The sequence below is a fragment of the Thiohalobacter thiocyanaticus genome (assembly GCF_003932505.1).
In the GTDB taxonomy this organism is placed as follows: Bacteria; Pseudomonadota; Gammaproteobacteria; order Thiohalobacterales; family Thiohalobacteraceae; genus Thiohalobacter; species Thiohalobacter thiocyanaticus.
Genome location: NZ_QZMU01000002.1, coordinates 47,069 through 65,848, shown reverse-complemented (window position 1 = coordinate 65,848; position 18,780 = coordinate 47,069). Strand labels below are relative to the sequence as shown.

Sequence of the window (18,780 nt, the reverse complement as noted above, 5' to 3'; positions counted from 1 at the left end):
CCAGTGCTGCCAAACCCCGATAATCATTTGTCCGTGTTTTCCGTGGCGCTCTTGAATTTTGGGACAACACCACATGCAGGATAGCGACACCGCCTACCGCCCCCTGGCCGACCGCATGCGGCCGCGCACCCTGGACGAGTTCATCGGCCAGGAACACCTGCTGGGGCCGGGCAAGCCGCTGCGGGCGGCCATCGAGGCCGGCCGCCTGCATTCCATGATCTTCTGGGGTCCGCCCGGGACCGGCAAGACCACCCTGGCACGGTTGCTGGCGCGCACCGCCGGGGCCGAGTTCATGACCCTGTCGGCGGTGCTGGCCGGGGTGAAGGATATCCGCCAGGCGGTCGAACATGCCCGCCAGCTGCGCGAGGCCTATAACCGGCCGACCATCCTGTTCGTCGACGAGGTGCACCGCTTCAACAAGTCGCAGCAGGACGCCTTCCTGCCGCATGTCGAGGACGGCACCGTGCTGTTCGTCGGCGCGACCACCGAGAATCCCTCCTTTGAACTGAACAACGCGCTGCTGTCGCGTGCACGCACCTATGTGCTCAAGCGGCTGGAGCCCGAGACGTTACGTCGGATCCTGGACGAGGCGCTGGAGGACATGGAGCGCGGTCTGGGCGACCGCCATATCGAACTCGCGCCCGAGCTGCGTGACCGCCTGTGCCAGGCCGCCGACGGCGATGCACGGCGGGTGCTGAATCTGCTGGAGATCGCCACCGATCTGGCCGAACAGCGCGACGGGCGCTGGGTCATCCCCGAGGCAGTGGTCAACGAGGTGGCCGCGGGCGGCCTGCGCCAGTTCGACAAGGGCGGCGAGGCCTTCTACGACCAGATATCGGCTCTGCACAAGTCGGTGCGCGGCTCGGCCCCGGACGCCGCGCTCTACTGGTTGGTGCGGATGCTGGATGGCGGCTGCGATCCGCTGTACCTGGCCCGGCGCATCGTGCGCATGGCCTCGGAGGACATTGGCAATGCCGACCCGCGGGCGCTGGAACTGTGTCTCAACTGCTGGGACGTGCAGGAACGTCTGGGCAGCCCGGAGGGCGAGCTGGCGCTGGCCCAGGCGGTGCTGTATCTGGCCTGTGCGCCCAAGAGCAACGCCGTCTACATGGCCTACAATGCCGCCCGGCGCGAGATCGGCAAGTACGGATCGCTGGAGGTGCCCATTCACCTGCGCAACGCGCCCACCAAACTGATGAAGGAACTGGGTTACGGGAAGGCGTATCGCTACGCCCATGACGAGCCCGAGGCCTACGCCGCCGGCGAGGACTATTTCCCCGAGGGCATGCCGCGGCCGCACTATTATGATCCGGTGCCGCGCGGGCTGGAGCTGAAGATCCGCGACAAGCTGGCGCACCTGCGCGAGCTGGACCGGCGGGCGAAGGATGAATCTGATTGAAGAGCGCCACGGAATACACGGAAAACACGGAAAATAATGAATATGATGTTGGCAACATCAGACAACTCTCCGTCATTCCTGCGTATGCCGGAATCCAGATGCTGCTACGGTTGATAGATTCCTGCATGCGCAGGAATGACGTTACAGAGGAAGAGGGTACCTCGAAAGCAATAATGAATTTGTCCGTGCTTTCCGTGTATTCCGTGGCGCTCTTTCATAAAAAACAGTTAACTGGTGTAACATAGCGCCCCATGCCACAACCGACCCTGACAGGATCCCGCGCCTCATGATCCACTGGCTGGCCATCGCCCTGGGCGGCGCGCTGGGCTCGGTGCTGCGTTATGCGGTCTCCACCGGTGTCCATCAGTGGTGGGGACGGGAATTCCCCTACGGCACTCTGGTGGTCAATGTGCTGGGCAGCCTGTTGATGGGGGTATTGTTCATCCTGCTGGTGGAGCGGCTGGCGGTGGCACCGGCGCTGCGGGCCTTCTGGCTGGTCGGGCTGCTGGGGGCCTTCACCACCTTTTCCACCTTCTCGCTGGAGACCCTGAACCTGATGCAGGCCGGTGAGCTGGGCCGGGCGGCGGCGAATGTCCTGCTGAGCGTACTGCTCTGCATCGGGGCGGCGGCCATCGGTATAGCACTGGGGAGACAGTTATGAAGCAGATAGAGATAACCTTCGTGCGTGTCTATATGACCGATGACGAGGAACGGCATGCCCATCTGGTAAAACGGCTGCATGACGAGGAGAAGGTGCGCGGGGTGACCGTGTTCCGCGGTGTCAGCGGTTTCGGCCCCTCCGGGCGCATGCACGAGGCGCGACTGGTGGATCTGGCGCTGGATCTGCCGCTGGTGATCGAGTTCTTCGATACGCCGGAAAAGGTCAGGCGGATACTGGACCATCTGGAAGATCAAATTGCGCCGGGTCATATCGTGACCTGGCCGGCCACGGTACACGAATAAATCAATCGCCAGGACAAGACATGCTGGATCCGAAACTACTCAGAACCGAGCTGGAACAGACCGCGCAGCAGCTGGCGCGGCGTGGCTTCACCCTGGACGTCGAGCGGCTGCGCGCCCTGGAGGAGGAGCGCAAGTCGCTGCAGGTGCAGACCGAGGAGCTGCAGGCCGAGCGCAACCGCCGCTCGAAGGCCATCGGCAAGGCCAAGGCCCAGGGCGAGGACATCCAGCCGCTGCTGGCTGAGGTCGCCGGTCTGGGTGAGAAGCTCGATGCGGGCAAGGCCAGGCTCGATGCCCTGCAGGGCGAGCTCAACGCCATTCTCATGGCGATTCCAAACCTCCCGCATACGTCCGTACCCGACGGCGACAGTGAGGATGATAACCAGGAAGTGCGCCGCTGGGGCGAGCCGCGGCAGTTCGACTTCGAGGTCCGGGACCATGTCGATGTGGGTACCGGTCCCAACGGACTGGATTTCGATACCGCGGCGAAGATCGCCGGTGCGCGTTTTGCACTGATGCACGGCGACATGGCCCGGCTGCACCGCGCTCTGATTCAGTTCATGCTGGACGTGCACACCCGTGAGCACGGCTATCAGGAGGTCTATGTGCCCTACCTGGTCAATGCCGACAGCCTGCGCGGCACCGGGCAGCTGCCCAAGTTCGAGGAGGATCTGTTCGCCACTGCCAGCGAGCCGCAGTACTACCTGATTCCGACCGCCGAGGTGCCGGTGACCAACATCCTGCGCGGCGAGATCGCCGAAAGCCTGCCGCTGAGGTTTGTCTGCCACACGCCCTGTTTCCGCTCCGAGGCCGGTTCCTACGGCCGCGATACCCGCGGCATGATCCGCCAGCATCAGTTCGAGAAGGTGGAGCTGGTGCAGATGGTGCCGCCGGCTCAGTCCTATGAGGCGCTGGAGGCGCTGACCGGCCACGCCGAGACCATCCTGCAGCGGCTGGAGCTGCCCTACCGGGTGGTGACCCTGTGCACCGGCGACATCGGTTTTTCCGCCGCCAAGACCTACGACATCGAGGTGTGGCTGCCGGGGCAGGCGAAATACCGCGAGATCTCCTCCTGCAGCAACTTCGAGGACTTCCAGGCCCGGCGCATGCAGGCCCGCTGGCGCAACCCCGATACCGGCAAACCGGAGCTGCTGCATACCCTGAACGGTTCCGGTCTGGCGGTGGGCCGCACCCTGGTAGCGATCCTGGAGAACCATCAGCAGGCCGACGGCAGTGTGACCGTGCCGGAGGCGTTGCGGGCCTGGATGGGCGGGATGGAGTCGATCCGGCCGGCGGGGTGAGTCCGTGTCATGCCATGCAGCGGTAATGGGTAACGCCGAGAGCGCAGAGGCGCGGAGGCGCAAAGTCCAATGAATTTTATATCGTCATTGCGAGCGAAGCGTGGCAATCTCGTAATGCAGAATCAATCGGTTAGAGATTGCCACGTCGCTACGCTCCTCGCAATGACGTAATTGATCGAAGGTTTCTAAATCTTTGCGCCTCCGCGTATTCTGCGTTGACAGCACAAATGCCTGATAGCCAGTCTCAGCCCAGATCCCGCGGCCGGACCAGCTCTACCAGTTCGGCCGTGCCGCGGCCCGCATCCTTCCAGTTGCCGTCCAGCCGCAGCAGCGCCAGGTTGGCGGTGGTGAACAGCTTGTCGCTGTCGGTGGTTGGTACCGCCGTCCGGCTCAGGTATTCCAGCACCTCCTCCAGCCCGGGATTGTGCCCGACCAGCAGCACGCTTTTCGTTTCCTGGGACAGCCCGCGGATGCGTTGCAACAGTGACTTCCGGCTGGCCAGGTAGAGTTCTTCCTCCCAGCGTAGCTCGACGTCCTGCATCCCGGCCTGTTCGATCACGGCCTCAATGGTCTGACGGGCCCGGACGGCAGGGGAACTAAGAATCAGCTGCGGCCGCCAGGCCTGTCTCTGCAGCCAGCGACCGAGGCTCGGGGCATCCTTCTTCCCGCGTTTGTTCAGGGGGCGGTCGATATCCGTGGTGCCGGCGTCCCAGTCGGATTTGGCGTGGCGCAGCAGGGCGAGGGTCTTGCTCATGGTCGGCCTCAGGCCTGGAGGGTTTCCGCGCGCATGATGCCGGTGCAGTCGCGGGTGCGCTTGCACTTGTACAGGGCCCGGTCGACGTGGTCGAGGATGGCATCGAGGCTGCGGCCATGGGTCGGCGCCTCGCCGAGGGCGATGGTCACGCTGCAGGGCAGCTGGTGGTCACAGGCATAGAGCGCGATCTGCTCCTGGATGCGGGTGGCGACCAGCTCGGCCTCGTCCAGGGTGATGTCGGTCAGCACCAGGACGAATTCGTCGCCGCCGATGCGCGCGGCGAGATCAGTGCCGCGCAGCGAGCCCCGCATGATTTCGGCCACCTTGCGCAGAACCTGGTCGCCCATGCCGTGGCCATAGGTATCGTTGACCTGTTTGAATTTGTCCATGTCGGCGAACATCACCACGGCGCGATGGGAGCCGCCGCCGAGACTCTGGAACAGGCGGTCGGACAGCTCCATCAGCGCGCCCCGGTTCATCAGGCCGGTAAGGGGGTCGATGCGGCTGTTGTGCTCGAGCTCGCGGCGTGACTGCTCGATCCGTCCCATCAGGATATAGGCATAGACCAGGATGATGCCCCCGAACAGGTTCAGGAACAGCATGCCCGGCGTGAACAGTTCACCCATGTTGGAATAGCGCAGGGTGAAGACCAGCATCACGGCGCCGAAGCAGCCGATCACGGCCTCACCGAACAGGCGCATGCCGTAGCGCATGCCGTTGCCCAGCACCACCATGATGAATACCAGCAGCGAGGGCGGGATGGCGTAGGGATCGTTGAGCACCGAGATGGCGGTGATGGCGATATCCACCCACATGGCGAAATGGTAGCGGGCGGGGCAGATGGGGCGACGACTGGCGTGCAGGAAGTTCAGGGTGTTGATGACGAAATACAGGCCGAAGGCGATATTGAGTTCGAGGCGGCTGAACCAGACCGGCTCGATGTTCTGGGTGAAATTGAAGAACAGGATGCCGAGGCTGAAGAACAGGTAGCGGGTCAGGAACTGGATGAGCTGCTCCGACCAGTCCGGATAGCGGTAGACGTCCGGATTGAGTCCCTGGCAGGCGGCCGTGTCGGTCCAGCGCCGGTCACGTCCCGAGCGTCGGTCATCCGCGGTTCGACGGCGCAGAATACTCATGGCTTCGTTCCTTGTGCGGTTTGTTATTCTCCGGCCGACCGGATTATACACCGGCGGGCCGGGTGCCCCTAATTGATGGTATGCATGCCGGCCTGCTCGGTGGCCGCGGCCTGAATCCGGGCCAGGTTGGCCCGGGCCTGTTCCAGGCCGACGGCAGCGGCCGGGTTTGATTCCAGCAGCCGGCGCGCATCCCGGATTATCATCGTGAGCTGCTCATCGCTGAACAGGGTCAGGACCTTCTCCAGCACGGCGGGCTCGGCCCCGAGCAGGGTCGGGATGAGGTCGCCCTCGGGAATCACGGCTTCGGGATTGAGCAGATCGGCGACCAGCGGTTCCTCCAGCAGTTCGAAATGCAGGGCGCGGGCCTGGTCCTCCTCGTCGAGCTTGCGCAGGGCCACGGCGTCGTTTTCCGCGCCCTGGCGCACAGCCCGCATGATGGTGTCCACCAAGCGGACGATGGCTTCCTTGATCCGGGACTGATCCCCGGTCAGGCCGGCGGCCTCCTCGTAACAGCGGTCCAGTTCCTCCTTGAGTTCCAGGATGACGTCGCTCTGGACGTTGGTGTCAAGTTCCACCGCTCGCTGCACCACCTGATGAAAGCGTTCCAGGAAGCTCTCCAGCTGCTGCTGATCGCGCCGGCGCGCGGCCAGCACATCCTGTTCACTGATCTGCCGGCGTTCGGCGGAAAACAGGGGATTTTCGTACCGGCGCCGCAGATGACGTTCATGGGCGCCGGGCTCGCGGCTGAACAGAGGGGTTGTAGTCATGCTCCAGTCTGTATTGATCTGCGGTCTGTGTAGGATGGGGGAGCGCAGGGATTATCCTCCCGTTCCGCTCCTGTCTCAAGCCGCGGTCCCGGTATCCCGGGCGCGTGCCTGCTCCAGCGCCTCGCGGTCGGCGGGTTCACCGCCGACCACCGCCAGCAGCAGCTCCCGTTCGGCCGCGTGGCGGCGGCCGGTATCGGCCTCCTGCAGCTGGTAATGCAGCTTGATGCCTTCCCGGAACATGGCGCGCAGACGCTTGTTGTAAACGGCCTGGTCCTGTACGGAGAACTCCGACTTCAGGGCCGTGACCGCATCCTGCAGGGCGCTGCGCGCGACCTGGGCGCAATCCGAACTGTGGGGCGGGAAGGCGACATCGATATAGTTTTCCAGGGCTGTCAGAAGAATATCCTGGATCGCTTTATCACATTGTATTGCAATCTCTTTTCTCATGGATTTCAGGGCCGGTGCAGTTTCTGGACGTCAGGATAGCCGCTGCCCGGACAGCGTGCCACCGGGGGAGGGATCCGGTATTTGTATCAGTATTTTCTAACATAATGAATCATAACAGGAATCGTCGGTCCAGGATTCAAGATCGCGCGCACCGTACCGCTACAACGGGTGACAGGGGATGGTTGCCGGTGACGGTCGACCGGCCCATGTTCCTGCCAGGGAACGCCATAAAAGGCTGGATCTGAACACAGAGACAAAAGGGTACTGACATGCCACACACCTCGAATGTCGTGGAATTTCCCACCGGCGCCGTCATGGATGTCGGCGGCAAGACCATCCCGCTGATGCCCGACGGGCGGTTGCACAACCTCGACGACTGGAGTCCGGATGTCGCCGCTGCCATGGCTGAGTCCATGGGCGTGAACCTGACCCGGGATCACTGGGACGTGATCAACCTGATGCGCAGCTACTACGGTGAATACAACGTCTCGCCGGTGCGCAAGCTGCTCAAGCGCGCCCTGTTGCGCGAGGGCTATGAGGAACTGGCCCGTGATGAACGTCTGGATTCGCTGTTTCCAGGCGATGTGCTGGTGCAGGGCTCCAAGCTGGCCGGCGTGCCCGTGCCGCATCTGGATGCAGAACTGGAACGCCGCACCTATGCCGACAACCGCGCTGCCGACAACCCGCAGGTCAAGCAGTCCAGGGCGGCCGGGCATTTCGTCGGCAGCTTCGAGTTCGACGGCGAACGTTACGAAGTCACCCCTACCGGCAACCTGATCGACCTGCACCGCTGGAATGAACGGGTCGCCATGCACATGGCCCAGAAGGAGGGCATCGAGCTGACCGCCGAGCACTGGGAGATTCTCAACTTCCTGCGCGGTTTCTATTTCGAATACGGAATCAGCCCGATGGTGAAGATCCTGATGCGTCACATGCGTGAGGAGATCGGCCCGGAGAAGGCCAGCGCCGATTATCTCTACAAGCTGTTTCCCAAAGGTCCCTCGCGGCAGGGCTCGCGCATCGCCGGTCTGCCCGAGCCGCAGGGCTGCATCGACGGCTGAATCTGTTGGTTATACCAACAACACTAAAGAATTTACGGTTGTTGCCGTAAACCTGCTTACACCGGTTTCTTCGAGGGGTGTAGCTTTACCCTCCCTGTCAAGGGAGGGTTTTTTTATGGCCACGGAAAGCACGGAAAGCGCGGACAGGATTATGATTGTATGAGTATCGTAGGTCGGGTTAGCCCGACAGGGCGTAACCCGACGTTTCCGCCGTGAGTGTCGGGTTACGCTGCGGCTGACCCGACCTACGATGCCACAAGATTTCAATTTGTCCGTGCTTACCGTGTTTTCCGTGGCTATCACGATTCCGGCAGGATGGGATGCCACAGCCCTTCGATTAGGGCAGAATAAAGGGTTCTGTCATGCAGCAACCCGGAATCACCCGCCATGGACCGCAAAGCCGACACCCCGAAGCCCGTCACCGTCTATCTCAAGGACTATCAGCCACCGGCCTGGCACATCGAGGCAGTGGAACTGGATTTCGATCTGGACCCGGACGCGACCCGGGTGCGTTCCCGGCTGCATTTTCGCCGGGCGCAGGAGACTGCGCCGGGCACGCCCCTGCACCTCGACGGCGAGGCGCTGGAACTGCTGGGCATCAGCCTGGACGGCGAGCCGCTGGCGGCCGACCGCTATCGCCTGGATGAAGCCGGCCTCGAGGTCCGGGATCTGCCCGAGACCGGGCTGCTGGAGATCGAGACCCGCATCCAGCCGGCGGCCAATACCGAACTGTCCGGCCTCTATACCTCCAGCGGCAATTTCTGCACCCAGTGCGAGGCCGAAGGCTTCCGCCGCATCACCTTCTACCCGGATCGGCCCGACGTGATGGCGTGCTTCACCACCACCCTGCGTGCCGACAAATCGGCCTGTCCGGTGCTGCTTTCCAACGGCAACCCCGTCGCCAGCGGTGAGTTGGAGGACGGCCGTCACTATGTCACCTGGCAGGATCCCTTTCCCAAACCCTGCTACCTGTTCGCCCTGGTGGCCGGGGATCTGGGCTGGATCGAGGACCGCTTTGTCACCCGTTCCGGGCGCGAGGTCGATCTCTACATCTATGTGCAGAAGCACAACCTGGACAAGTGCGATCACGCCATGGCCTCGCTGAAACGCGCCATGAAGTGGGACGAGGCGGTCTACGGTCGCGAATACGATCTGGACCGCTACATGATTGTCGCCGTCGACGATTTCAACATGGGGGCGATGGAAAACAAGGGCCTCAACATCTTCAATTCGCGTTATGTGCTGGCCCGTCCCGACACCGCCACCGACAGCGACTACCAGAACATCGAGGGTGTGATCGGCCATGAGTATTTTCACAACTGGTCGGGTAACCGGGTCACCTGCCGCGACTGGTTCCAGCTGAGCCTGAAGGAAGGTTTCACCGTGTTCCGCGACCAGGAGTTCTCTGCCGACATGAACTCGCGCGGCGTGCAGCGCATCACTGATGTGAACATCCTGCGTACCCACCAGTTCCGCGAGGACGCCGGTCCCATGGCCCATCCGGTCAAACCGGACCACTATGTCGCCATTGACAACTTCTATACCGTCACCGTCTACAACAAGGGCGCGGAGGTGGTGCGCATGCTGCACACCCTGCTCGGTCCCGAGGCCTTTCGCCGCGGCTGCGACCGCTATTTCGAGCGCCACGACGGCCAGGCCGTGACCACGGACGATTTCGTCAACGCCCTGGAGGCGGCCAACGGGGTCAGCCTGCGGCAGTTCCGATGCTGGTACGACCAGGCCGGCACGCCGGAGCTGACCGTGGAGCGTCACTACGACCCACAGGCGTGTACCTTCGCCCTGACCCTGCGCCAGCAGTGCCCGGCCACCCCGGGGCAGTCGGCCAAGCAGCCCTTCCACATTCCGGTGGCCATGGGGCTGCGTGACGGCGAGGGCAGGGCGCTGCCGCTACGTCTCTATGGCGAGGCGCAGGCCGTGGGTGAATCGCGCGTCCTGGAGCTGTGCCAGGAGGAGGAGACCTTCGTGTTCCAGGACATCGCGGCCGAACCCGTGCCGGTGCTGTTGCGCGGCTTCTCCGCGCCGGTCAAGCTGAACCTGGACTACCGCGATGCCGAGCTGGCGCTGCTGTCGGCCCACGAGGACGATCCCTTCTGTCGCTGGGAGGCGGGTCAGACCCTGGCCCGGCGCCTGCTGCTGACGCATCCGCCGGAGGCGTTGACGGGCGAATTGATTCAACCCCTGGTCGAGGCCTGCCGGCACACCCTGGACGATGCGGCGCTGGATCCGGCCCTGCGCGCCCTGGCCCTGACCCTGCCGGGCGAGGGCTATCTGGCCGAGTTCGTCGATACGATCGAGCCACAGCAGCTGCACGGCGCGCGCGAGGCGCTGCGTCGTGCCCTGGCGCAGGCCCTGCGTCCGGAATGGGAAGCCTGCTATCAGGCCCTCACCGAAACCGGGCCCTACAGTCCGGATGCGGCCGCCGCCGGCCGGCGCCGCCTGCGCAACCTGTGCCTGAACTATCTCATCGCCTGCGAGGATGAAGCGGCGTATGAGTTGGCCCTGGGACAGTACCGCAGTGCGACCAACATGACCGACTCGCTGGCCGCCCTGCAGGCCCTGGTCAACAGCGACTGTCCGCAGCGCGAGGCGGTGCTGGAGGATTTCTATTCGCGCTGGCAGGCAGATACCCTGGTGGTGGACAAATGGCTCAGCCTGCAGGCCACCGCTGCCCGGCCGGATACCCTGGACCGGGTACAGGCCCTGACCGGTCACCCGGCCTTCAGCCTGGCCAATCCCAACAAGGTCTATTCCCTGCTGCGGGCCTTTGCCCAGGGCAATCCGGTGGGGTTTCACAACGAATCCGGGGCCGGCTATCGCTTCATCGGAGAACAGATACGTACCCTGGACGCCCGCAATCCCCAGGTGGCCGCGCGGCTGGCGGCCGCTTTCACCGACTGGCGCCGTTACAACCCCGCGCGCCAGGCGGGGATGCGTGAGCAGCTGCAGACGATGCGCGACGCGCCAGGCGTGTCGCGCGACCTGTATGAAATCGCTGAGCGCAGCCTGGGGGAGGAATGTACAGAATAATGATGGGTTATGACACAAATTGAAGAGTGAACATAAAATTTGTTCCGTAGGTAGACGGTAACAAGGGAAACACGGCAAATCCTGCTGCCCAGGGTATGCCAGTGTGGATTTGTGAGCTTTGTATCAGTGTGTTTTCCTGTGCTATGTTAGCGTTAAACGACCAAATACAGACTTGGGCCTCACAGCCACTACGCCATGTCAGCTTGCGGCAATTACATCCGGCATCTGTGCCTGCGCGCAGCGCTCTGCGCGCCGCTGCTCTTCGCTCCGTCCCTGCAGGCGGCGGACGCTGCCGCCGGCGTCGGCTATGAGGGCTGGGCCTTCTCCACCACGGAAACCTCCCTGGCGCGCGAACCCCTGGACAGTCGTGCCTGGCAGGGCAACGCCGGGGGCTACGAGACGGTTTCCGCCACCCCGGCACCACTGGGGCTGCAGTTGACCAGGACCCTGGACAATGGCCTGGCACTCGATGCCGGCCTGTCTCACGGCCAGATGCTCGACCGGCAGCCGCCGCCGGGCCGCAGCCGGGCCGACTACCATGACGCCTTCCTGGGTGTTCGTTATCAGGGCTTCAGCGGCCAGGTCTGGTACCTGGACGAGCCACGGGCCGAGGGCGGCAGCCAGCAGCAGAGCCTGTACTACCAGGCCGGCTGGACGGCGCCGGTCAGCGAGCGCATGTCCGTCTCCCTGCAGATGGGCCAGAGCTATCGTCGGGGTGCCGGATTCGAGCATGACTATCCCGACCTCAGCATCGCCGCCGAAGGTGATTTCGGCGGTTATGGGCTGGGTGTCCGCCTGATCGACCGTTCCGGTCTGGGATACGGCGAGCAGGACGCCGGCTACAGTCTGATCGGCAGCTTCAGCAAGCCATTCCCCTGAGTCCACAGGGCGTAAAATACCCTCCTGGTTTGCTGGAAATTTCTTGTAAAACAGTACCTAAACAATTATAGTTCCGCCCGGCCGGACTGCCCGGGCAGTTCCTGTTTCTGCCGCCACCCGATCCGGGGCGCGGCCTTGCATCCCAGACTGGGTCATCACCGATGGATTATTTACCAATTTATCTCACCCTGACCGACAAACCCTGTCTGGTAGTCGGCGGGGGTGGTGTCGCGGAGCGCAAGGTGGCCCTGCTGCAGCGCGCCGGCGCGCGTGTGCATCTGGTGGCTCCGGCCCTGACGCCCGACCTGCAGCGTCAGGCCGACAGCGGCGCGATCGAGTGGCGTCGGGGGGTATTCGAGGATGCGGACATCAGCGGCAGGCAGCTGGTCATCGCCGCGACCGACGATCGCGCGGTCAATGCCCGGGTCTCCGAGCTGTGCCAGACACGCGGTATCCCGGTCAACGTGGTCGATAATGCCGATCTGTGCAGCTTCATCGTGCCCTCGATCATGGATCGCTCTCCGGTGCTGGTCAGTGTGTCCACCGGCGGCGCCTCTCCGGTGCTGGCCCGCCAGCTGCGTGCCCGGCTGGAAACCCTCATCCCCTCCACCTATGGCCGGCTGGCGGCCATGGCCGAGGCCTATCGGGACAGGGCCAGGCAGGCGATCCCCGACGAGGCCAGGCGCCGGCACTTCTGGGAGGAGGTGTTGCAGGGGCCAATTGCCGAAATGGTCTTTGCCGGCCGTGACGACGAGGCCCGCCAGGCGCTGGAGGATGCCCTCAGCGGCAAGCCGGCCGCGCGCGCAATGGGCGAAGTGTATCTGGTCGGCGCCGGCCCGGGGGATCCTGATCTGTTGACCTTCCGCGCCGTGCGCCTGATGCAGCAGGCCGACGTGGTCATCTACGACCGGCTGGTGGCCGGGCCGATTCTGGATATGACCCGGCGCGATGCCGAGCGTTATTATGTCGGCAAGGAAAAGGACAACCATGCCGTACCCCAGGAAGGGATCAATCAGCTGCTGGTGGATCAGGCCAGACAGGGCAAGCGGGTATTACGCCTGAAGGGCGGTGACCCCTTCATCTTCGGCCGCGGCGGCGAGGAGATCGAGACCCTGGCCCAGGAAGGCGTGCCGTTCCAGGTGGTGCCCGGGATCACCGCTGCCGCCGGTTGCGCCAGCTATGCCGGGATTCCGCTGACGCATCGCGATTACGCCCAGTCGGTGACCTTCGTTACCGGTCATCTCAAGGCCGGCGATCTGGATCTGAACTGGCCGGCCCTGGTGCAACCGCGTCAGACCGTGGTCTTCTACATGGGACTGACCGGGATTTCCGTCATCAGCGAGCGCCTGATCGAGCACGGCATGTCCCCCGACATGCCGGCCGCGCTGGTGGAACAGGGCACCACGCCCAACCAGCGGGTGCTGATCGGCACGGTGCGGACCCTGCCCGAGATCGTCCAGCAGGCGGGGGTGAGGGCGCCGACTCTGACCATTGTGGGCGAAGTGGTCAGTCTGCACGAGAAGCTCGAATGGTATCAGGCCGAGGAACATGTTCCCGGCACCGTCTTCAGCTCGCACGGCCAGGCCGGGCGCGGCTGAGGTTCACAGCCAACAACGCCGTTCAGGCAGGAGGTGAGCGAATGAGCGAACCCCTAGACATCCAGATCGATTCCGGCTCCTGCGGCGAGGCGGAGCTGTTTGCCCTGCAGGTACTCGACGACAGCATGGAGCCCGAGTTTGCCAAGGGCTGTATTATCATCATCGACCCGTCGGGCGTGGTGCAGAACGGCTCCTTTGTGCTCGCACGGCTGGAGGGCGATGACCTGATTTTCCGCCAGTTGCTGGTCCAGGACGACAGGTACTATCTCAAGCCCATGCGCTCGAGCTACGAAACCCTTGAGATCGACGGCCTGCACCAGATCTCGGGCGTCATCGTCCAGCGTGCCGGTACCCGCCGCAGTTACCACAAGCACTACGCCTGACTCCCTGACTCCTCTGATCCGGGGCCCGCTGCACCCCGGAACGGACCTGTTCGCCTTTTTTACATGGGGCTCGGAATCCCGCTGCCAAATCCGGTCGGGGGGGAGGGGCTGTGTGCGAGCCAGATTCTGTTAAATCGATCGAATTTGTAGGCTATTTCTTACAATAAATTTTATGCCATACCCCTTTAGTCTAAAATTATGATTTATTAATGATTTTATCTTTATGATATTAATAAAAATTATAGGTGTTATTGTTTTTCGGAAAATAATCTGTCGATAAAAATTACATTTTTACAGCCCCAAACCATGGGGTTGTCGAAAATAATTAATATATCATCAGGTTATAAAAATGGCCTGATCCTTGCTTATGTACATGGGCTAATCAACTTGTCATCAGGAAATCCCATGTCGCGTCTGAAAGCCATCATCTTCAGTCTGCTGCTCCCGTTGCCGGGTCTGCTGCAGGCGGTATCTCTGGATCCCCTCTGTGCCGCCGTGCGGCCGGGCGTGGATGTCGGCTGTGCCGTGGGCGAGGCGCAGTTCCGGATCGATGTCAGTCAGAGTGCGACTGACGAGGTCACCTTCACCTTCGCCAACATCGGTTCGGAGACCTCGGTGGTCCTGCCGCACATCTATTTCTTCGGCGACGGTTTCTTCTCCGGATTGAACGGCATCGAAAGCGGCAGCGTGGGTCGGGTGGATTTCATGGAAGGTCTCGCCAGACCCGGTACCCTGCATCCGGCGAAGCGTGCGCCTGCCTATACCTTCGGTATCAGCGGGCCGGCCACAGTGAGCGGTATCAATGCGGGTACGGACGCCGAACACGAATCCCTGGCGATCCGCTTCGGACTGGCCATGGATTACAGCAGCCTGCTGCTCGGTCTGGAGAGCGCTGACCTGCAGGTGGGACTGTTCGGCCGCTATTTCCCCGAGACCCGGGGTGGTCTGAGTTTCCTGACCATGGAGACGGATGGGTTGCTGCCCCCCGCGGCTATCCCCGTGCCGGGTGCGCTGCTGCTGTTCGGCTCCGGTCTGGTGGGACTGGCGGCCGCCGCCCGCCGGCGGCTCGGGGCCTAGTACTCCTTCAACATGATAGTGAAGAAGTATTAGTGCAGCTTGATCTCCGGGTGTACGCCGGCCCGGAACAGGTGTGAGATACTCAGCATTGCGGTCCGGTAAAAACCGAACAGCGCCAGCTGGTGCAGCTTGTACAGCGACAGATACACCATTCTTGCAATAAAACCTTCCACCATCACGGAACCGGTCAGGTTCCCCATCAGATTGCCCACCGTACTGTAGCGGCCGAGCGAGACCAGCGAGCCGTAGTCCCGGTAGTGATACTCCGACAGGGCTTCGTTGTTCAGCCGCTGGCGCAGCACACGATACAGGTGCGAGGCCTGCTGGTGTGCCGCCTGTGCCCGTGGCGGCACCAGGCTGTTCTTCTCCGGCCAGGGGCAGGCGGCGCAGTCGCCCAGGGCAAAGATGGCGTCGTCCCGCGTGGTCTGCAGGGTGGGGCGCACCACCAGCTGATTGCTGCGGGTGGTTTCCAGCCCGGCGATCTCCCCGAGAAAGTCGGGCGCCTTGATGCCAGCGGCCCAGACCCTGATCGCCGCGGGGATGAACTGACCGCTGTCGGTCCGGATGCCGGTGGCGGTGACTTCGGTGACGCGCTGTCCGGTAATGACATCGATGCCCAGCCGGCTGAGTTCACCATGGGCAGCCTGGGACAGGCGCTCGGGCAGGCCGGGCAGGATACGCTCGGCAGCCTCGACAATGCTGATCTGGATCGCGTTCGGGGTGAAATTGTCCAGGCCATAGGCCCGGAACAGACGTGAGACCTTGTGCAGCTGGGCAGCCAGCTCGATGCCGGTCGCGCCGCCGCCGGCGATCACGACGTCGAGCTGGCTGAGCTCCATCGGCCGGTTCTGGGCGTGGGCATGGATATAGGATTCCAGCAGCCGGGTCTGGAAATTCTCGGCCTGGGCCTTGGTATCGAGGAACAGGCAGTGTTGCTTCACGCCCGGGATGCCGAAATCGTTACTGATGCTGCCGACGGCGATGACCAGGGTGTCATAGCCGAAGGTGCGCCGGGGAATGATCTCCTCGCCCTCGCTGTTGCAGGTGGGGGCGACCTGGATTTCCTTTTTCTCCCGGTCCAGGCCATCCATTCGTCCCAGACGGAAATGGAAGCCGTTCTTCGCGCCCTGGGCCAGGTATTCGAGCTGGTTCTCATAAGAGTCGAAAGTGCCGGCGGCGACCTCGTGCAGCAGCGGTTTCCAGATATGGGTGCGATTGGCATCGACCAGGGTGATATCAGCCCGCCCTGGCCGCCCGAGTTTCCGGCCGAGCCGGGTGGCCAGCTCCAGCCCGCCGGCGCCGCCGCCGACGATCACGATGCGGTGTTTGTCGTTCATGCGTTATTCGATCCCGCGAGGTATATTGGCCACGAATGAACACGGATAAACACAGGTAGAATTAATGATCCATTCATTTTGGTTTTATTCGTTTTCATCCGTGTTTATCCGTGGCTTCAATACCACCTGACCACTCAGTGCAACCGCGACAGGACCATCAGCTGGTAGGGTTCCAGCACCAGTTCCTGCGCGGCGATGATGGTCCGGCCGGCGAACAGATCGACCATCGACTTGCGCATGCCCATCATACGCAGGTAGCGCGCCTCCAGTCGCTGTTCGCGTTCGCTGAAATTGGCCAGCACGAACAGGCTGTGCTGTTCATGGTTGCGAAAAAAACCGAACACATGGCGGTTGCCGGTGTTGACGATTTCGGTCTCCGTGCGCCGGAAGGCATCATTCTGCTGGCGCAGCTGGATCAGACGCAGGATGCCCTGATAGATACGACCGACGGTCGTGGCGGGGTCGCGGCGCTGTTCGGCGCGTTCCCAGTCGAAGGCAGAGCGATGCAGCCAGCGTGAGTCGCCGACCTTGGCCGGGTCCTTGTCGTAGCTGTAGTCGTTGAGCATGCCGATCTCGTCGCCCATGTAGATCAGCGGAATGCCGCCGATGGTGATGATCACCCCGTGCAGCAGCAGAATGCGCCGAATGGCAAGCTCGGTTTCGTTTTCGTCGGATTCCGCGAGCGCCTGTTCCAGGCCGCACAGCGAGGCGCAGGTGCCGGAGACCCGTGCATCGCCCGTGTCCGGGTTTTCCTGGAACGGCGCGCCGCGCGCGAAACTGCCCTCGAAGCGGTTGGTATAGAACCTGGTCAGAAAATCCCGGTGCGCCCGTGGATCGAAGCCCACCGCCTCGACATCCTGATCGCAGAAGGCCCAGCCGATGTCGTCGTGACAGCGCACATAGTTGACCCAGGCGCAGCCCTCGGGGATGGCGAAGCGGCGCTCCATGGCGTAGTGCAGGAGCCTGACATCACGGGTGGCCAGAGCGTCCCAGAGCAGGGCCATGAGCTGGGGGTTGTAGGACAGCGGACATTCCTGCGGACTGATGTACTTGCTGACCTCGTCGGGATGAACAATGGCCTCGGACTTGAACACCATGGCCGGGGCGGCGATATTGACCAGCGCGTTGAAGGCCTGGATGATCCAGTGGGCCTCGGGCAGATTCTGGCAGTCGGTGCCGAGGCGCTTCCAGAGAAAGGCCACGGCGTCCAGCCGCAGTATCTCCACGCCCTGGTTGGCGAGAAACAGCATCTCTTCCAGCATGCCGCTGAACACGACCGGATTCTCGTAGTTCAGATCCCACTGGAAGGTGTTGAAGGTGGTCCACACCCATTTCTTGATGCGGTTGCGATAGGTGAAGGCGCCGGGGTGGTCCTCGGGAAAGATCTCGCCCATGCTGCGCTCGTAGGCATCCGGCATGCTCCGGTCGGGGAACATACGGTAGTAGTCCTGGTGGTCCTCGTCGCCGCGCAGTGCCTGCTGTGCCCATTCGTGCTCATCGGAAGTGTGGTTGTAGACGAAATCGAGTACCAGCGAGATGCCGTGGTGTCGCAGCTCGGTGGCCAGTTCGCGCAGGTCATTCATCTCGCCCAGCCGTGGATCGATCTCACGGTAGCTGCTCACGGCATAGCCGCCGTCGTTGTCGCCCTGAGGTACCTTGAATACCGGCATCAGGTGCAGATAGGTTATGCCCAGTTCGGTGAGGTAGGGGATACGTTCGCGCAGGCGCTTCAGGTCGCCGGCAAACAGATCCGCGTAGCACATGGCGCCGACCATGCGGTTGGATTGGTACCAGTGCGGATCGAGTTCGCGCATGGCATCCAGCGCCTTGAGCTCGGCCGGGCGCTGCAGCCACATTTCGGTGGCCGAGGCCAGGATGCTTTCCAGGTGATAGAAGAAATCATAATGCTGGCCATACAGGCCATGCAGGCGCTTGAACAGCTGCGGGAAGTAGGTCGTCAGCCTGTCGATGTAGGCTGCCCACTCGGCGGGATCGGTCTGAGCCTTGTAGCGCTCCTCGATGCGCGGCAGCAGCCGGCGCAGAGAGGCGTCACTGTGCTTTTGCAACCATCGGGCATCATCGATACTGCTGTGATTCATACTGCAATCCATGCGGCAGGTAGCCGCCCTGCGGCGGATGGTTTCAATCGGGTTTGAAGTTCAGCGCTGCTCTGGAGGCAGTTGCTCGGGCTTGAGCCTGGGCGTGAAATATTCCTCGGCATCGTCCGGATCGACCTGTTTGCCGCTGTTGTCGATCAGGGGGAGCTCATAGTCGTTCCAGCCGCGCAGGCCGGTCTTGAGCGAATAGACACCCTCGTAGCCGAGCTGCTGCATGGTTACGGCCGCCAGTGCGCTGCGGTTCCCGGAGCGGCACACCACGACTACCGGGCGATGGCGTGCCTCCACCAGTTCGGGGACCGTTTCGTCGAAGCCCCACTCACAGGCGGTTTCCAGGATGCCGCGTGGTACATTGATCGAGCCATCTATGCGCATGGCTTCGTATTCATGGGGCTCGCGAGTGTCAATCAGCAGGATGTTGTCGTTCTGCTGTTCGAGTTCTTCCATGTCCCAGGGGAAGACCTCCCGGATCTGGGCCGTGGCCTCTTCGATAAGGTCTGTGTACTTCTTCATTGT

17 protein-coding genes are annotated in these 18,780 nt (G+C 62.7%); 10 read left to right on the top strand and 7 right to left on the bottom strand.

Annotated features, from left to right (window positions below):
- Positions 1–73: 73 nt before the first annotated feature.
- The 4 genes from D6C00_RS14500 (at position 74) to serS (ending at position 3,660) form a co-directional block, all read left to right on the top strand.
- Positions 74–1,399 carry a replication-associated recombination protein A gene (locus D6C00_RS14500; protein WP_125182538.1) on the top strand — a complete coding sequence of 442 codons (1,326 nt, stop codon included), beginning with the start codon at positions 74–76 and terminating at the stop codon, positions 1,397–1,399.
- 286 nt (positions 1,400–1,685) lie between these two features.
- Positions 1,686–2,060, top strand: a complete 375-nt coding sequence (gene crcB / locus D6C00_RS14495) for a fluoride efflux transporter CrcB (protein WP_125182537.1) — start codon at positions 1,686–1,688, stop codon at positions 2,058–2,060.
- Positions 2,057–2,362, top strand: coding sequence for a DUF190 domain-containing protein (locus tag D6C00_RS14490; RefSeq protein WP_125182536.1), 306 nt, complete (start codon positions 2,057–2,059; stop codon positions 2,360–2,362). Before crcB ends, D6C00_RS14490 begins: the two co-directional genes overlap by 4 nt.
- Positions 2,363–2,382: 20 nt before the next feature.
- Positions 2,383–3,660 carry a serine--tRNA ligase gene (gene serS, locus D6C00_RS14485; protein ID WP_125182535.1) on the top strand — a complete coding sequence of 426 codons (1,278 nt, stop codon included), beginning with the start codon at positions 2,383–2,385 and terminating at the stop codon, positions 3,658–3,660.
- A 244-nt stretch (positions 3,661–3,904) separates the two neighbouring features.
- Here serS and D6C00_RS14480 read toward each other — a convergent pair whose 3' ends face one another.
- The 4 genes from D6C00_RS14480 to D6C00_RS14465 form a co-directional block, all read right to left on the bottom strand.
- Positions 3,905–4,414: a SixA phosphatase family protein gene (locus tag D6C00_RS14480; protein WP_125182534.1), complete on the bottom strand. Its 510-nt coding sequence runs from the start codon at positions 4,412–4,414 to the stop codon at positions 3,905–3,907.
- Between the two features lie 8 nt (positions 4,415–4,422).
- A complete protein-coding gene (locus D6C00_RS14475) occupies positions 4,423–5,550 on the bottom strand; it encodes a GGDEF domain-containing protein (protein ID WP_125182533.1) in 1,128 nt (375 codons plus the stop codon).
- 68 nt (positions 5,551–5,618) lie between these two features.
- Complete coding sequence (locus D6C00_RS14470; protein WP_125182532.1) at positions 5,619–6,317, bottom strand: hypothetical protein; 699 nt, start codon at positions 6,315–6,317, stop codon at positions 5,619–5,621.
- Positions 6,318–6,392: 75 nt separating this feature from the next.
- Positions 6,393–6,764 carry a hypothetical protein gene (locus D6C00_RS14465; RefSeq protein ID WP_125182531.1) on the bottom strand — a complete coding sequence of 124 codons (372 nt, stop codon included), beginning with the start codon at positions 6,762–6,764 and terminating at the stop codon, positions 6,393–6,395.
- 269 nt (positions 6,765–7,033) lie between these two features.
- On the opposite strand from D6C00_RS14465, the gene D6C00_RS14460 reads away from it, so the two are divergent.
- The 6 genes from D6C00_RS14460 (at position 7,034) to D6C00_RS14435 (ending at position 14,810) form a co-directional block, all read left to right on the top strand.
- Positions 7,034–7,825 (top strand): TusE/DsrC/DsvC family sulfur relay protein, encoded by a 792-nt coding sequence (locus tag D6C00_RS14460; protein ID WP_125182530.1) that lies wholly within the window; start codon positions 7,034–7,036, stop codon positions 7,823–7,825.
- A gap of 387 nt (positions 7,826–8,212) precedes the next feature.
- A complete protein-coding gene (gene pepN, locus D6C00_RS14455) occupies positions 8,213–10,873 on the top strand; it encodes an aminopeptidase N (protein ID WP_125182529.1) in 2,661 nt (886 codons plus the stop codon).
- Positions 10,874–11,068: 195 nt separating this feature from the next.
- Positions 11,069–11,752 carry a TorF family putative porin gene (locus tag D6C00_RS14450; RefSeq protein ID WP_125182528.1) on the top strand — a complete coding sequence of 228 codons (684 nt, stop codon included), beginning with the start codon at positions 11,069–11,071 and terminating at the stop codon, positions 11,750–11,752.
- A 161-nt stretch (positions 11,753–11,913) separates the two neighbouring features.
- Positions 11,914–13,350, top strand: a complete 1,437-nt coding sequence (cysG, locus tag D6C00_RS14445; RefSeq protein WP_125182527.1) for a siroheme synthase CysG — start codon at positions 11,914–11,916, stop codon at positions 13,348–13,350.
- 41 nt (positions 13,351–13,391) lie between these two features.
- Complete coding sequence (locus D6C00_RS14440; RefSeq protein WP_125182526.1) at positions 13,392–13,733, top strand: S24 family peptidase; 342 nt, start codon at positions 13,392–13,394, stop codon at positions 13,731–13,733.
- A 405-nt stretch (positions 13,734–14,138) separates the two neighbouring features.
- On the top strand, positions 14,139–14,810 hold the full coding sequence (locus D6C00_RS14435) for a hypothetical protein (RefSeq protein ID WP_125182525.1): 672 nt from the start codon (positions 14,139–14,141) through the stop codon (positions 14,808–14,810).
- 29 nt (positions 14,811–14,839) lie between these two features.
- Here the strand turns inward: D6C00_RS14435 and D6C00_RS14430 are convergent, their stop codons facing one another.
- From D6C00_RS14430 to D6C00_RS14420, 3 genes are all read right to left on the bottom strand, one after another.
- The gene (locus D6C00_RS14430; RefSeq protein ID WP_125182524.1) at positions 14,840–16,147 is read right to left on the bottom strand and encodes an NAD(P)/FAD-dependent oxidoreductase; all 1,308 of its coding nucleotides are present in this window, start codon (positions 16,145–16,147) and stop codon (positions 14,840–14,842) included.
- A gap of 134 nt (positions 16,148–16,281) precedes the next feature.
- Positions 16,282–18,246 carry an alpha-amylase family protein gene (locus D6C00_RS14425; RefSeq protein WP_241546946.1) on the bottom strand — a complete coding sequence of 655 codons (1,965 nt, stop codon included), beginning with the start codon at positions 18,244–18,246 and terminating at the stop codon, positions 16,282–16,284.
- A 60-nt stretch (positions 18,247–18,306) separates the two neighbouring features.
- A complete protein-coding gene (locus tag D6C00_RS14420) occupies positions 18,307–18,777 on the bottom strand; it encodes a rhodanese-like domain-containing protein (RefSeq protein ID WP_125182522.1) in 471 nt (156 codons plus the stop codon).
- Positions 18,778–18,780: the final 3 nt, after the last annotated feature.

Coding starts and splice junctions, on each gene's coding strand:
- crcB (WP_125182537.1), top strand. CDS start 1,686: ATGATCCACTGGCTGGCCATCGCCCTGGGCGGCGCGCTGGGCTCGGTG.
- D6C00_RS14500 (WP_125182538.1), top strand. CDS start 74: ATGCAGGATAGCGACACCGCCTACCGCCCCCTGGCCGACCGCATGCGG.
- cysG (WP_125182527.1), top strand. CDS start 11,914: ATGGATTATTTACCAATTTATCTCACCCTGACCGACAAACCCTGTCTG.
- D6C00_RS14450 (WP_125182528.1), top strand. CDS start 11,069: ATGTCAGCTTGCGGCAATTACATCCGGCATCTGTGCCTGCGCGCAGCG.
- D6C00_RS14475 (WP_125182533.1), bottom strand. CDS start 5,550: ATGAGTATTCTGCGCCGTCGAACCGCGGATGACCGACGCTCGGGACGT.
- D6C00_RS14460 (WP_125182530.1), top strand. CDS start 7,034: ATGCCACACACCTCGAATGTCGTGGAATTTCCCACCGGCGCCGTCATG.
- D6C00_RS14420 (WP_125182522.1), bottom strand. CDS start 18,777: ATGAAGAAGTACACAGACCTTATCGAAGAGGCCACGGCCCAGATCCGG.
- D6C00_RS14490 (WP_125182536.1), top strand. CDS start 2,057: ATGAAGCAGATAGAGATAACCTTCGTGCGTGTCTATATGACCGATGAC.
- D6C00_RS14440 (WP_125182526.1), top strand. CDS start 13,392: ATGAGCGAACCCCTAGACATCCAGATCGATTCCGGCTCCTGCGGCGAG.
- D6C00_RS14430 (WP_125182524.1), bottom strand. CDS start 16,147: ATGAACGACAAACACCGCATCGTGATCGTCGGCGGCGGCGCCGGCGGG.
- serS (WP_125182535.1), top strand. CDS start 2,383: ATGCTGGATCCGAAACTACTCAGAACCGAGCTGGAACAGACCGCGCAG.
- D6C00_RS14435 (WP_125182525.1), top strand. CDS start 14,139: ATGTCGCGTCTGAAAGCCATCATCTTCAGTCTGCTGCTCCCGTTGCCG.
- D6C00_RS14465 (WP_125182531.1), bottom strand. CDS start 6,764: ATGAGAAAAGAGATTGCAATACAATGTGATAAAGCGATCCAGGATATT.
- D6C00_RS14470 (WP_125182532.1), bottom strand. CDS start 6,317: ATGACTACAACCCCTCTGTTCAGCCGCGAGCCCGGCGCCCATGAACGT.
- pepN (WP_125182529.1), top strand. CDS start 8,213: ATGGACCGCAAAGCCGACACCCCGAAGCCCGTCACCGTCTATCTCAAG.
- D6C00_RS14425 (WP_241546946.1), bottom strand. CDS start 18,246: ATGAATCACAGCAGTATCGATGATGCCCGATGGTTGCAAAAGCACAGT.
- D6C00_RS14480 (WP_125182534.1), bottom strand. CDS start 4,414: ATGAGCAAGACCCTCGCCCTGCTGCGCCACGCCAAATCCGACTGGGAC.